The following is a 13,500-nucleotide window of genomic DNA, read 5'->3' as shown; positions in this document are numbered from 1 at the left end:
GCTCCTCGCCGAACCTGTGTACGTCTGGGTACGTCCCATTGCCGATTGCGCAGGTCTAAGACTGCCATGCCCGCGCGATCCGGCTCGCATCGGAGGGGGTGGCGGGGGTCACGCCGGTACGCGTACTCCGGCGAGGTTCTCCATCATGCGGCGGGCGCTCGGACCGACGAGGGCTGACCACTCCTGCGGGGCCGCGCTGATCCACCTGGTGACCAGGACGGAGAAGCCCTGCACGGAACGGGCCAGCTCCACCAGGCGCCGGTCGAAGCAGGTCGCGCCTTCCGGGGTGCGGACGAGCAGCACGCCGATGCGGTGCACAAGATCGCGGACCCGTTCCTTGTCGTCGCCGACCACCACGGCGCAGAGCACGGCGTCCAGGACTTCGGGCTCCCGCTCGTGGGCGAGCAGCACGTCCAGGAGCTCCGTGCGCAGGGCGCGCGAGGCCTCGGTGCCCTGGGCGGCGACGGGTGCGGCGAGCGCGGCGCGCACCGGAGCGGGGCGGTGCCGCAAAAGGCCCGTGACCAGCGGGAAGAGGACGGCGCGGACACCGGATCCCTGCTCGAACCGCAGATCGAGGTAGGCGGCCACGTGCCCCGCCAGGTCGGGGCGCAGCTCAAGCACGTCACGTACGAGATCGGCCACCCGCCGGGCGAGTACGGGCGCCGTCACGTCGGCCAGGTCGCGCAGTACGTCCCCCGGCGCGGGGCCGGGGCCGTACAGCCGGGTCCGGAATGCGCCGAACACCTGCTCCGGGTGGGTGTCCAGGGCGGCGACCAGCGCGCTCGCGGGCAGCTGCGGGTCTCCGGCGGTGAAGCGTTTCAGGGCGGGCGGGAGGTGGCGTGCGCGGGTCTGCGGGTCGCGTACGAGGAAGGCGAGGGCGGCGCCGTGCAGGGTGTCGTCGGCGGTGCGGGCGAGCAGGGAGAAGGCCGCGTTCCGCAGGAGTACGCGGTCGGCGTCCGTGCCGGCGTGCGGGGCGGCGCGCAGGCCGTAGGCGACGGCGGCGACATGGCGTGCGGGCCGCTCGTCGTGGATCCAGCGGTCCACGGCTCGGCAGATGGCCGATGACTCCTCCTCCGCGAGCGCGGCGAGCAGTTCGTCGGCGCGGGGGTGTGCGCAGTCGACCAGGACCTCGATGAGGTCGTCGATGGCGCGGTGGCGGTGGGTGTGGAGGAGTGCCTGGGCGGCCGACGCGACGGTGGCGTGCGGGGTGGCTTCGAGGGGGCGCTCGTCGGTGAACCATCGGGTGAGGTGCGGTTGCACCGCGGCGGGGGCGGTGGCCAGGAGCTCGGCGACCGCGTCCAGGCAGCGGCCCTGCGGGGTGTCGGGCGGGGCGTCGTGGATCACGACGTCCCGCAGGAGGTCGAACCGGTCGCTCTCGGGGAGGGACAGGGCGAGCCAGAACCTGGCGGGGTGCCTGCCCTGCTGGGCGAGTGCTTCGAGTACGGCTCGATAGGGCCGCGCGTCGGGCACCCGCGAGAGGGTCTCCCTCAGCAGGTGGGTGGCCCACCACTGGGCATCCCCTTGTACGTCGGCACCTGGCGGTGCGGGCGCGCTGACCGCGTCCCTCGTCGGAACGGCACCCGGCACTGCGGGCACGTCGCCGACGTCCCCCGTACAACCCACAGGCTCTCGGCCCCGCTCAAACAGGGGAGGCCCCACTCGCCGTGCGGAGCGCCTGCCCGCAACGGGAGCGGCATCGCAGTCCGGCGCTGTCCCCGCCACTGTGCCCACGGTGCCGGGAGCCGGTTCATCAGGCGACGAGCAAGCCGCCCCGAACTTCGCCAAGTTCCGCAGTCGGGCTCCGAGTTCAGCAGCTCCCCGCTGGCGGCCCAGGAACAGCAGGGCCTGGATCACGGGGCCGATCCGATGCCGGGGCACCGGCAATGACTCCCCCGTCTCCGGCGCCGCCGCCCCGTGCCGGTACACCAGCGACCACAGCGCCCCGTCCACGTCCAGATGCGTCCCCTGGATCCAGTCCGCGAGCTCCTCGTGCGCGAAGCGGTACCCGTCCCCGGCAGGGACGAGCAGCCCCTCCGTGAGGACCGCGGATGCCCACCCCGTCCCCCACGGGAACACCGCTTCGAACGACGCCCGGTCGAGCTCCCCCTGCCCCGGCCCCAGGGACCGCCGCGCAGCTTCATGCACCTGCCCGGACACTTTTGCCGCAAGGCGCCGCACAGCCGTGCCCCGGAGCCCGTTCGCCGCCGCGAGCCGCACCGCGACGCGCAGGCACAGCACGTCCACGTAGGCCTCGAAGATCTCCTCGCGGTCCGGGCGTCCCGGCGGCGGCTCCTCCGGCAAGGCCGCCCGCACCTCGGCGAGCAGCCGCAGGGCGAGGGGGTGGCGCGCATCGGCCTCGGCGAGGGCGCCGTCCGGGATGCCGTACCGCGCCCTGGCGATCCGCGCCTGCCGCTCGGGCAGATCACCCAGTTGCGCACACCCCGCCGAGAGCGACGCGGGAAAGTGCGCCCCGGCCTCCTCCCAGTACTCCGCCCGGCAGGCCACCACGAGCCGCGTGCCCGTCTCCCGCAGCCACTGAGCCGTCCCCCTGCTCCACTGCGCGAGGCGATGAGCCAGGACCGGCGGCATCTCCTCGGGCCCGTCGAGCAACAGCAGCAGCGCCCGCCCCTCGTCCCGCACGAGCCGCGCGACCCGCCCCGCGGAGATGTCCCCGAGCCCGTCGTCCGCACCGGCGAGCGACTCCCCCGGAGCCGAAGCCGAGGCCTCCAGGATCCGTCCCGCCCGCTCGAGCGCCCGCTCCACCGCGTCGCCCACGCCCGTGTCGGTGCCCTGGAGGTCGGCGCCGCGCAGCCACAGGGTGGGAGCCGGTTCGGCGCCTCGCGCGCGGCCTGCGGCGAGGGCGGTGAGTTCCGTCGTACGGCCGGTGCCGGGGGCGCCGACCAGGCCGAGCACGTGCGTGGGCCCGGCCATGAACAGGGCCAACTGCCGTGTCGTATCCGGGCGTTCGACCGGTTCGAGGAGCGCGGGGCGCGGTCCGTCGGAGCCCACCGACGTCGCCGCCAGGTGCAGCGCGCCCGCCAGGTTCAGATCGCAGCCGTACGCGGGAACGGTCGCCGCGTTGTGCGCCAGGAGCTCGGCGAGCGGCCCGCCCGGATCGGCGGCGGCCGCCTCCCGTAGCTGCACGGCGAACCCCGCCGCACTGTGCTCGCCGTGCAGCGCGGTCCCCAGGACGGCGAGCACGGCTCCGGACGAGACGTCCACGACCGGGCCGCCCGCCGCCCCGCCGCCGAGCCGCAGCGCGTCCGCGCCGTCCGTGCCGATCGCCAGCTCCATGGCGGTGTCGATGAGATGGAAGCGGTCCGTCGCCGTGTACGTCACCGGTGCCGGGCCCAGGACCCGCGCCTGACGCCGGCCGCGTGCGACGAGGTGTACGTAGCTCCCGACGGGGACGCTCTCGCGGACCGTGACAGGCAGCGGCCGCAGGCCGAGCCCCTCCGTGCGCACGAGGGCCAGGTCGGCCTCGGGGAGAGCCGTCACGGAATCGGCGGTGACCACACAGACGCGCTCCCCCGCCGCGTGCAGCACGACTCGCGCGAGGCCGTCGACCGCTTCATGGCTGGTGATCACCGTGCCGAGGTCGTCGGCGGCGAATCCCATCCCCCGTGGGCGCCCGGCCAGATCGCAGATCCGCACCAGGGCACCGTCGAGCGCCGTCGGGCCACCCTGTCCCGCCATGCCCGAACCTCCCGCGACGCGCCCCGTACTCCTGACGGTAGGTCGGCGGTGATCAGCGGGACAGAACGCGTCGCGAACGCGCCCCCTTCCGCTCCCTCTTTTCACTCCAAGCGCCTGCCCGAAGGGGTGAATCGGCAGGGCGCGGTGGATACATCTTGAGGTGGGGGGTTCGGGGGTCAGCCGTGGAGCGGCGCGCGGTCACGCGCACAGCCGCCGCCGCTCCACAGCTGAGACCCCGCAGACGCACGAGGCACGCACAAGGCACGGCTCAGGCGAAGACGGCCAGGCTCTTGGCCTTGCCCTTCAGCTCCTCGGCCAGGACCAGGAACCGTCCCTGCGGGTCGAAGACCGCGACGGGACCGACCCCGGCGTACTCCCCCGGCATCTCGATCCGTACGCCGTTGAGCAGCAGCCCCGCCCGCTTCTCGTCCACGTCCCAGCGCGGGAAAGCGGCAGCCGCGGCGTCCGCCACCGGCATCACCGTCAGCTCCTCCTGGAGCTGGTCGATGGTCTTCGCCGTGTCCAGCTTGTACGGCCCGACGCGGGTGCGCCGCAGCGCCGTCAGGTGGCCGCCGACCCCGAGGTCCGCGCCGAGGTCTCGGGCGAGGGCGCGGATGTACGTCCCCGACGAGCAGACCACCGACACGACCAGGTCGAGTACGGGGGTGCCGTCATCGGCGACGGCGTCCCTGACGTCGTACACCGTGAAGGCGGAGATCTTCACCGGCCGGGCGGGGATCTCGAAGTCCTCGCCCTCGCGCGCCCGCGCGTACGACCGCTTGCCGTCGATCTTGATGGCGCTGACCTTCGACGGCACCTGCATGATGTCGCCGGAGAGCTTGGCGATGCCCGCGTCGATGGCGTCCCGCTTGATCCCCGGGGCCCCCGAGAGACCAGCCGACGCGATGAACTCTCCTTCGGCGTCGTCCGTGACCGTGTTCTGGCCGAGCCGGATCGTGCCGAGGTACTCCTTCTCCGTCAGCGCGAGATGGCCGAGGAGTTTGGTCGCCCGCTCGACCCCGAGGACGAGAACACCCGTCGCCATGGGGTCGAGGGTTCCCGCGTGGCCCACGCGGCGGGTCTTGGCGATCCCGCGCATCTTGGCGACCACGTCATGCGAAGTGAAGCCGGACGGCTTGTCGACGATGACAAGTCCGTCCGGCGTCTTGTTGCCGGTGTTGCTCATGCGCGGGCGTCGCCGTCCGTTTCCTCGTCGGAGTCGTCCTCGTCCTCAGGCTTGCGGTACGGGTCGGCCCCGCCGGCGAACTCGGCGCCCGCGGACACCTCGCGCACCTTCTCGTCCGAGAGCCTGGCCCTGTCGAGGAGGTCCTCGATGGCCTTGGCGTTGTCCGGCAGCGCGTCCGCCACGAAGGTGAGGCTCGGGGTGAACTTCACACCCGCGGCCGCACCGACCGCCGAACGGAGGACGCCCTTGGCGCTCTCCAGACCGGCGGCGGCCGCCGCGCGGTCCTCGTCGTCCCCGTAGACCGTGTAGAAGACGGTCGCCTCCCGCAGATCACCCGTGACCCGGGTGTCCGTGATGGTCACATGCGTACCGAGCCGCGGGTCCTTGATCCCGCGCTGCAGCTTCTTGGCAACCACCTCTCGGATGAGGTCCGCCAGCCTTTTCGCCCGCGCGTTGTCGGCCACTGCTCCGTCTCCTTCTTCGCCTTGCTGTGCAATCAGTCTTCGTCGCCGTGGAGCCTGCGTCGAACGGAGAGCAGCTCCACCTCGGGACGGGCGGCGACCATGCGCTCGCACCGGTCCAGTACGTCGGTGAGGTGCCCCGTCTCCCCGGAGACCAGCGCCAGGCCGATCTCGGCCCTGCGATGGAGGTCCTGGTTCCCGGTCTCCGCCGCGCTCACCCCGTACTTGCGGATGAGTTCGGCGACTATCGGGCGGACGACGGAGCGTTTCTCCTTCAGCGAGTGAATGTCGCCGAGGAGCAGATCGAAGGACAGAGTCCCCACATACATGTGTGTCCGGATGTCCCGCCGGTTCGGGGTCGTGCCCCGCCAACCACTTGGCAGGGACACAAGAACCGTACACGGAACGGCCGGGGCCGATCGACGGGATTTACCTCCCCTCGACCGGCCCCGACTCGAGCTGCGTTGATCAGCCGCGAGGCTTCTCGCGCATCTCGTACGTCGCGATGACGTCGTCGATCTTGATGTCGTTGAAGTTGCCGAGGTTGATACCGCCCTCGAACCCTTCGCGGAGCTCCGTGACGTCGTCCTTGAAGCGGCGCAGACCGGAGATGTTGAGGCTCTCCGCGATGACCTTGCCGTCGCGGATGAGGCGCGCCTTGGTGTTGCGCTTGACCTCGCCGGAGCGGACAAGAACACCGGCGATGTTGCCCAGCTTGGACGAGCGGAAGACCTCGCGGATCTCCGCCGTGCCGAGCTCGACCTCTTCGTACTCCGGCTTGAGCATGCCCTTGAGGGCTGCTTCGATCTCTTCGATCGCCTGGTAGATGACCGAGTAGTACCGGACGTCCACACCTTCGCGCTCGGCCATCTGTGCGGCACGACCGGCCGCACGGACGTTGAAGCCGATCACGATCGCGTCGGAGCCGGTCGCCAGGTCGATGTCCGACTCGGTGACCGCACCCACACCGCGGTGCAGGACGCGGATGTCGACCTCTTCGCCGACGTCGAGCTGGAGCAGCGAGGACTCGAGAGCCTCCACCGAACCGGACGCGTCGCCCTTGATGATGATGTTGAGGTCCTGCACAAGACCGGCCTTGAGGGCCTCGTCCAGGTTCTCCAGGGAGAACCGAACACCCTTGCGGGCGAAGCGGACGTTGCGCTCACGGGCGGCACGCTTCTCGGCGATCTGACGGGCCGTACGGTCCTCGTCGACGACCAGGAAGTTGTCGCCGGCACCCGGGACGTTGGTGAGACCGAGGACGAGGACCGGAGTCGCAGGACCCGCCTCTTCCACGTTCTCGCCCTTGTCGTCGAGCATCGCGCGGACTCGGCCGTACGCGTCGCCGACCACCATCGTGTCACCGACGCGGAGGGTACCGCGCTGGACCAGGACGGTCGCGACGGCGCCGCGGCCCTTGTCCAGGTGGGACTCGATCGCAATACCCTGCGCGTCCTGCTCAGGGTTGGCCCGCAGGTCGAGCGAGGCGTCCGCGGTCAGGACCACGGCCTCCAGGAGGGCCTCGATGTTCTCGCCCTGCTTGGCGGAGATGTCGACGAACATCGTCTCGCCGCCGTACTCCTCCGCCACCAGACCGAACTCGGTGAGCTGACCGCGCACCTTGGTCGGGTCGGCACCTTCGACGTCGATCTTGTTGACCGCGACCACGATCGGCACGTCGGCCGCCTTGGCGTGGTTCAGCGCCTCGATCGTCTGCGGCATCACACCGTCGTTGGCCGCGACCACGAGGATCGCGATGTCGGTGGACTTCGCACCACGGGCACGCATGGCGGTGAACGCCTCGTGACCGGGGGTGTCGATGAAGGTGATGCGGCGGTCCTCGCCGTTGACCTCGGCACCGACCTGGTACGCACCGATGTGCTGCGTAATACCGCCGGCCTCGCCCGCAATGACGTTCGTCTTGCGGATCGCGTCCAGAAGTCGGGTCTTACCGTGGTCGACGTGACCCATGACGGTCACGACCGGCGGACGCGCGACGAGTGCTTCCTCGCCGCCCTCGTCCTCACCGAACTCGATGTCGAAGGACTCGAGGAGCTCGCGGTCCTCCTCCTCCGGGCTGACGATCTCGAGGACGAAGTTCATCTCGTCCGCGAGGAGCTTCAGCGTCTCGTCCGGGACGGACTGCGTGGCAGTGACCATCTCGCCGAGGTTCATCATCACGCCGACGAGCGACGCCGGGTTGGCGTTGATCTTCTCGGCGAAGTCGGTCAGCGAGGCACCACGGGACAGGCGGACAGCCTGGCCGTTGCCCCTCGGCAGCATGACGCCGCCGACCGACGGAGCCTGCATCGACTCGTACTCCTGGCGCCTCTGCCGCTTCGACTTGCGACCACGACGCGCGGGACCGCCGGGGCGACCGAAGGCGCCCTGCGTGCCACCACGGGCGTTGGGACCACCGGGACGACCGGCGAAGCCGGGACGGCCACCGCCACCGGGACGACCGGCGAAGCCGCCGCCACCGCCACCGGGACCACCGGGACGACCGGCGAAGCCGCCGCCGCCACCGGGACCAGCGGGACGGCCTGCGAAGCCGCCGCCACCCGGACGACCGCCGCCACCGGCACCGCCGGGACGACCGCCGCCACCGGGACCACGGCCACCGCCGGGGCCACCGCCGGGACGCGGGCTGCCTGCAGCGGGACGCTGCGGCATCATGCCCGGGTTCGGACGGTTACCGCCTGCGCCGGGAGCACCGCCGCCGGGACGCGGAGCGCCCCCCTGCGGACGAGGCATGCCGCCGGGGCTGGGGCGAGCGCCGCCCTGACCCTGCGGACGAGGAGCACCCTGGCCGCCGCCCTGGCCCTGCGGACGCGGGGCGCCGCCGGGACCGCCGGTGCCACCCTGGCCGCCAGGTCCACCAGGACCGGGACGTGCGCCACCCTGACGGGGCGCCTGCGGGCGCGCCATGCCGGTGGAGCCACCAGAGGTGAAGGGGTTGTTGCCCGGACGCGGTCCGGTCGGACGGCCACCGGGGCGCGGAGCGCCACCCTGGCCGCCGGCAGCACCGGAGCCGGGGCGTGCGCCACCCTGACGGTCGCCGCGGTCGCTACGACCGCCCTGACCCTGACCACCCTGACCGGGGGCCGGACGGCCCGCGGGCTTGGGGGCACCCGGGCGAGCGCCCGGACGGGGGCCTGCCGGCGCCGAGGAGGCGGCCGGTGCAGCCGGAGCGGCCGGCGGAGCGGTGAACTCCGGGGCGGCCGGAGCCGGGCTGGCCGGTGCGGCGGGCGCTGCGGGCTCGGCCGGGGCAGCCGGAGCTGCCGGGGCGGCCGGGGCGGCCGGAGCTGCGGGCGCCGGCTTGGGCGTCGGCGGCTTCGGACCCGGGCGCGGGCCGGGAGCGGCCGGAGAGGCCGCGGGCTTGTCGGCCGCGGCGGCGGGAGTGGCCGCCGGCGGCTTGGGCGCGGCCGGACCCGGACGGGCGGCCTGCGCGGGAGATGCGGACGCCGAGCCCGAGGGGGCCGGCGGCTTGGGGGCGGCCTGCTTGCGCGGCGCCCCGGGCTTGGCGGCGGCCTTGCCGTTGCCACCACCTGTGTTCAATGCGTCAGTCAATTTGCGTACAACGGGCGCCTCGATCGTCGAGGACGCCGAACGTACGAATTCACCGAGTTCTTGGAGCTTGGCCATGACGACCTTGCTCTCTACGCCGAACTCCTTGGCGAGCTCGTATACCCGGACCTTAGCCACTTCGCTCCTTTTAGGTCCGGGTTACGCCGGACCGTCGCTACTTCATGGGCGTACTCATCGCGTGCTCATCGAGTGCTCATCGCAATCTCGACCTACTTCCAACTCGCGGAATACCAGGGCCGCGCGGGGTTCCGCGCGACCTTCCTTACGGTGTTGCCTGCTGGGCAACTGTCTCGACGACTCGGCGCAAGTCCACCGTGTCGAACGGGCCCGGGGCCCGGAAGGCCCTCGGGAACGCTCTACGTCGGACCGCCAGGTCGAGACAGACCGGGACGGGGTGGATATACGCACCCCGGCCGGGCAGCGTACCGCTTGGATCGGGGGCGCAGACGCCCTCTTTCGCCACGATGCGCAGCAGATCGCTTTTGGCCGCTCGCTCCCGGCACCCCACACAGGTGCGTTCAGGGCATGCGCGGGCTTGCGTCCGGCCAGACACGATTAAGTCTACCTCCCCGCACCGACCTCACCCCTTTGGGGCAAAAATCGAACGGTTGTTGTCTTGATCAGGGCTCGATCAGGGCTTGATCAGAGCTTGGTCAGCCCCCGATCCAGCACCCGATCAGCACGGATCGGCGCCGATCAGGACTCCGGGGAGTCCTGCGGCTGCTCGGTGTCCGGACGGATGTCGATGCGCCAGCCCGTGAGCCGCGCGGCGAGGCGGGCGTTCTGGCCCTCCTTGCCGATCGCGAGGGACAGCTGGTAGTCGGGCACCGTCACCCGGGCGGAACGGGCCGCCATGTCGACGATCTCCACCTTGCTGACCCGTGCCGGGGAGAGCGCGTGGGCGACCATCTCGCCGGGGTCGTCCGACCAGTCGACGATGTCGATCTTCTCGCCGTTGAGCTCGGCCATGACGTTGCGCACACGCTGGCCCATCGGGCCGATGCAGGCACCCTTGGCGTTGAGGCCGGAGCGGGTCGAACGCACCGCGATCTTGGTCCGGTGACCGGCTTCGCGGGCGATGGCCGAGATCTCGACAGAGCCGTCGGCGATCTCCGGCACCTCGAGCGCGAAGAGCTTCTTGACGAGGTTCGGGTGCGTACGGGAGAGCGTGACCGAGGGGCCACGGACGCCCTTCGCCACCCGGACGACGTACGAACGAAGGCGCAGGCCGTGGGTGTACTCCTCGCCGGGCACCTGCTCCTGCACCGGCAGGATGGCCTCGAGCTTGCCGATGTCGACGAGCACGTTCTTCGGGTCGCGGCCCTGCTGGACGACGCCCGTGACGATGTCGCCCTCACGGCCCGCGTACTCGCCGAGGGTCGCGTCGTCCTGGGCGTCGCGCAGACGCTGCAGGATGACCTGCTTGGCGGTCGTCGCGGCGATGCGGCCGAAGTCGGACGGGGTGTCGTCGAACTCCTTGGCCTCCTGGCCCTCTTCGAGGTCCGCCGGGTCCTCCGTCGCCCACACCGTGACGTGGCCGCTGTCGCGGTCCAGCTTCACCCGTGCGCGACGGAAGCTGCCGTCAGTGCGGTGGTAGGCGATGAGGAGAGCGGACTCGATCGCCTCGACCAGCAGGTCGAAGGAGATCTCCTTCTCGCGGACCAGACCCCGCAGGGCACTCATGTCGATGTCCACGGCTACGCCTCCTCTTCCTTCTTGTCCTTGCGGCTGAACTCGACCTCGACGCGCGCCTTGGCGATCGCGTCGAAGGTGAGCCTGCGGGCGGTGGGCTTGCGCCCCTTCACGCCCGGTACTTCAAGATCCACGCCTTCGTCGTCCACCTCGAGGATGCGGGCGATCAACTCGTCGCCGCCCTCGGTCAGCTGGAACTTCACCAGGCGGCCGATGGCCCGCAGGTAGTGGCGGTGCTCCGTCAGCGGGCGCTCGGCGCCCGGGGAGCCGACTTCGAGGGTGTACTCCCCGTCGCCCATCGCGTCGCTCTCGTCGAGCTTCTCGGAGACTTCGCGGCTGATCTCGGCGATCTGATCCAGGTCCACGCCGTCGTCGGAATCGATCACCACTCGCAGCACCCGCTTGCGTCCGACCGAGGCCACTTCGATCTCTTCGAGATCCAGTTCCTTCGAGCTGACGAGCGGTTCCAGCAGTTCTCGCAGCCTCTCGCTCTGGGTGGTGCTCATCCGGGTGACTCCTCGGCCGCGTGTGCTGTTGTGGGATCGTCGTGTGTCAGGTCAAAGGGTATCCGGTCCGGAGGGGTGTTGCCGCCCGCTGCCCGGCCGCCGTCCAGCGCCGTCCGGCCGCCGCACGCCCGGCTTCGAGCCGCTCACGAGTACGAGGGCCGCGCGAAGGTACGGTGATCACCGGGCTCCCGCCCGGCTTCGCCCGCCCGCCTTCTGCCTGCCTGCCTATTTCTGACTGACCGCCTGCCTTTTCTGACTGCCTGCCTTTCTGGCCTTCCTGCCGAGGACGTCTGCTGTGCCGTCGTATCCCACCCCCTCGCACGCCCGCTCGGGGCCGCGCCGCAGGAGTCTGCTGACCGGGGCCGCCGCAGCGGCGGGGACCGTGCTGCTCTCGGGCTGCTCGGGCTCCGACTCCACGGACGCGGACGAGCGCCCTTCCGCCGCCGCGCGGCTGCGCGCGCATGCCGCCCGGGACAGCGGTGAGCTGCTCGGGCGGTACGACGCCGTCCTTGCCGCGCATCCCGCGCTCGCCGGACGGCTCGATCCGCTGCGGGCGGAGGTGAAGCGGCACGAGAAGGCCTTCGCCGAGGGATCCACTCCCCCGTCGTCTTCCTCGGCTCCCCCGGCTCCGTCCGGCTCCCCCGCCACATCCGCGTCGCCCGCGCCGAAGCCCTCCGTCCCCAAGGACGAGAAGGACGCCGTGCGCGAGCTCGCCGAGGCCGAGCGTGATCTCGCGAAGCGGCGCGGGAGCGCGCTGCTCGACGCACCGGCGGAGCTTGCCAGGCTGCTCGCGTCGGTGGCGGCCGCGGGCGCCGCGCACGCGTATCTGCTGACGGAGGGCGACAAGTGAGCGATTCCAAGGACGAGTTGAAGGCGGTGCAGGCCGCCCTGGGTGCCGAACACGCGGCCGTGTACGGCTTCGGGGTCGTCGGCGGCAGGATCGGCGAGAGCCGCAGGGCCGAGGCGCGCACGGCGTACGACACGCACCGCGCCCGGCGCGACGAACTGCAGCGTGCCGTGCGCGACCTGAGCGGCGAGCCCGAGCCGTCGGCGGCGGCCTACGCACTGCCGTTCGCGGTGCCGGACTCCGCGGCGGCCGTGCGGCTCGCGACGGAGCTCGAGGAGCGGGTCGCGGGGGTCTACTCGGATCTCGTACGCGCCTCCACCGGCGCCCGGCGCGGGAGCGCCGCCGAGGCGCTGCGGGATGCGGCGGTCCGTGCGGCGCGGTGGCGCGGCGGGAGCGTAACCTTCCCTGGTCTCGCCGAGCGGGCCACCGGCTCGGACACCTCCGCACCGGCGACACCCAAGGCGTAAGGCCTTCAGAACAGTCAGGAAGGGAACAACTCGCGTATGGCTCTCGAACCGCCCCGGCGTCTGGTCACCGCACTCGGTGAATCGGCGCAGGACGGCGACGACTGGCTTCAGAAGCTGCCCGAGGCAGCCGAACAGGCCGTGGCTGCACGCGAGTTGACCATCGAGCGCGTCCACGTTCCGGGTGGACGCAGCGGTCTCGTCATCCTGGTGCGCCTCGCCGACGGCACGCCCGCGGTCCTGAAGCTGGTACCGCCGAGATCGCGGCCGCAGAGCGAGCGGGCCGCGCTCGCGCACTGGGGCGGCTTCGGTGCCGTACGCCTCCTGGACCCTTCCGCCGCGGACGGAGCTCTCCTCCTTGAGCGGCTGCACCGCGATGTGTCGGTGCGTTCGCTGCCCGAGGCCAAGGCCCTCCTCGAAGCTGCCGGCACGCTGCGGCGGCTGTGGGTGGAGCCGCCGTCGGGGCACCGCTTCGAGACGGTCGCCGAGCGGACGGGGCGGCAGGCCGAGGCGATGCGGGCGTCGGCGTCCGCCGACGGGGAGGTCGGTCCGCTGGTGGACGCCGCGCTGGCCGCCCGGGAAGAGCTGCTCGCGGGGGACGCCGAGGTGCGGTTGCTGCACGGCACTTTCCGGCAGAGCAAGGTGCTTCAGGGGGATCGGGTGCCGTGGCTGGCCGTGGGGCCCGATCCGGTGGTCGGGGAGCCCGCCTTCGATCTGGCGCGCCTCGTGCGCGACCGCGTCGAGGATCTGATCGCCTCGCCCTCGGGGTCCTCGATCACCCGTCGGCGGGTGAAGAAGTTGGCCGAGTCGTTGGATGTGGATCAGGAGCGGTTGCGGGGGTGGGCCCTTTTCCGGGCCGTGGAGTCGGGTGTACGGGCCCGTCGGGTTGGGCGGGAGCAGGATGCGGAGCTGTTGTTGGAGTTCGCGGGGTGGCTGTAGCGGGGCGCTTTCTTTTCCCCAACCCCGCCCCTTCCCGGCTGCATCTATTGGCGGCTTCGCCGCGCAGGGGCTCCGCCCCAGACCCCGGTCCTCAAACGCCGGACGGCTGAAAGATTCAGCC

At 71.8% G+C, this 13,500-nt stretch carries 11 protein-coding genes; 3 read left to right on the top strand and 8 right to left on the bottom strand.

Translation table 11 applies throughout. From position 1 onward, the window contains the following. Positions 1–108: 108 nt before the first annotated feature. The 8 genes from ACFQ7F_RS22735 to rimP form a co-directional block, all read right to left on the bottom strand. Positions 109–3,696, bottom strand: a complete 3,588-nt coding sequence (locus tag ACFQ7F_RS22735) for a trypsin-like peptidase domain-containing protein (RefSeq protein WP_383273176.1) — start codon at positions 3,694–3,696, stop codon at positions 109–111. Between the two features lie 268 nt (positions 3,697–3,964). Continuing rightward, on the bottom strand, positions 3,965–4,882 hold the full coding sequence (gene truB, locus ACFQ7F_RS22730; RefSeq protein ID WP_383273174.1) for a tRNA pseudouridine(55) synthase TruB: 918 nt from the start codon (positions 4,880–4,882) through the stop codon (positions 3,965–3,967). Beyond that, positions 4,879–5,346, bottom strand: coding sequence for a 30S ribosome-binding factor RbfA (gene rbfA / locus ACFQ7F_RS22725; protein WP_383273172.1), 468 nt, complete (start codon positions 5,344–5,346; stop codon positions 4,879–4,881). Before rbfA ends, truB begins: the two co-directional genes overlap by 4 nt. A gap of 32 nt (positions 5,347–5,378) precedes the next feature. Continuing rightward, a complete protein-coding gene (locus tag ACFQ7F_RS22720) occupies positions 5,379–5,672 on the bottom strand; it encodes a DUF503 domain-containing protein (RefSeq protein ID WP_351165622.1) in 294 nt (97 codons plus the stop codon). A gap of 139 nt (positions 5,673–5,811) precedes the next feature. Further along, positions 5,812–9,048: a translation initiation factor IF-2 gene (gene infB, locus ACFQ7F_RS22715; RefSeq protein ID WP_383273170.1), complete on the bottom strand. Its 3,237-nt coding sequence runs from the start codon at positions 9,046–9,048 to the stop codon at positions 5,812–5,814. A 145-nt stretch (positions 9,049–9,193) separates the two neighbouring features. After that, positions 9,194–9,484: a YlxR family protein gene (locus ACFQ7F_RS22710; protein ID WP_383273168.1), complete on the bottom strand. Its 291-nt coding sequence runs from the start codon at positions 9,482–9,484 to the stop codon at positions 9,194–9,196. Between the two features lie 143 nt (positions 9,485–9,627). Further along, entirely contained in the window at positions 9,628–10,626 is a 999-nt protein-coding gene (gene nusA / locus ACFQ7F_RS22705; protein ID WP_383273166.1) for a transcription termination factor NusA, read from the bottom strand. Between the two features lie 2 nt (positions 10,627–10,628). Continuing rightward, entirely contained in the window at positions 10,629–11,129 is a 501-nt protein-coding gene (gene rimP / locus ACFQ7F_RS22700) for a ribosome maturation factor RimP (protein WP_383273164.1), read from the bottom strand. Between the two features lie 295 nt (positions 11,130–11,424). On the opposite strand from rimP, the gene ACFQ7F_RS22695 reads away from it, so the two are divergent. Genes ACFQ7F_RS22695 through ACFQ7F_RS22685 form a run of 3 tightly spaced genes read left to right on the top strand, consistent with a single transcriptional unit; the run spans position 11,425 to position 13,379 of the window. Then, positions 11,425–11,979, top strand: a complete 555-nt coding sequence (locus ACFQ7F_RS22695; protein ID WP_383273162.1) for a hypothetical protein — start codon at positions 11,425–11,427, stop codon at positions 11,977–11,979. Beyond that, positions 11,976–12,443, top strand: a complete 468-nt coding sequence (locus ACFQ7F_RS22690) for a ferritin-like domain-containing protein (protein ID WP_383273160.1) — start codon at positions 11,976–11,978, stop codon at positions 12,441–12,443. Before ACFQ7F_RS22695 ends, ACFQ7F_RS22690 begins: the two co-directional genes overlap by 4 nt. A 36-nt stretch (positions 12,444–12,479) precedes the next feature. Beyond that, a complete protein-coding gene (locus tag ACFQ7F_RS22685) occupies positions 12,480–13,379 on the top strand; it encodes an aminoglycoside phosphotransferase family protein (protein WP_383273158.1) in 900 nt (299 codons plus the stop codon). Positions 13,380–13,500: the final 121 nt, after the last annotated feature.

This window comes from Streptomyces sp. NPDC056486 (genome assembly GCF_042795295.1).
Lineage (GTDB): Bacteria > Actinomycetota > Actinomycetes > Streptomycetales > Streptomycetaceae > Streptomyces.
This window is presented reverse-complemented; position numbering and strand designations above follow the sequence as displayed.

Coding starts and splice junctions, on each gene's coding strand:
- ACFQ7F_RS22735 (WP_383273176.1), bottom strand. CDS start 3,696: ATGGCGGGACAGGGTGGCCCGACGGCGCTCGACGGTGCCCTGGTGCGG.
- truB (WP_383273174.1), bottom strand. CDS start 4,882: ATGAGCAACACCGGCAACAAGACGCCGGACGGACTTGTCATCGTCGAC.
- ACFQ7F_RS22720 (WP_351165622.1), bottom strand. CDS start 5,672: ATGTATGTGGGGACTCTGTCCTTCGATCTGCTCCTCGGCGACATTCAC.
- rimP (WP_383273164.1), bottom strand. CDS start 11,129: ATGAGCACCACCCAGAGCGAGAGGCTGCGAGAACTGCTGGAACCGCTC.
- ACFQ7F_RS22685 (WP_383273158.1), top strand. CDS start 12,480: ATGGCTCTCGAACCGCCCCGGCGTCTGGTCACCGCACTCGGTGAATCG.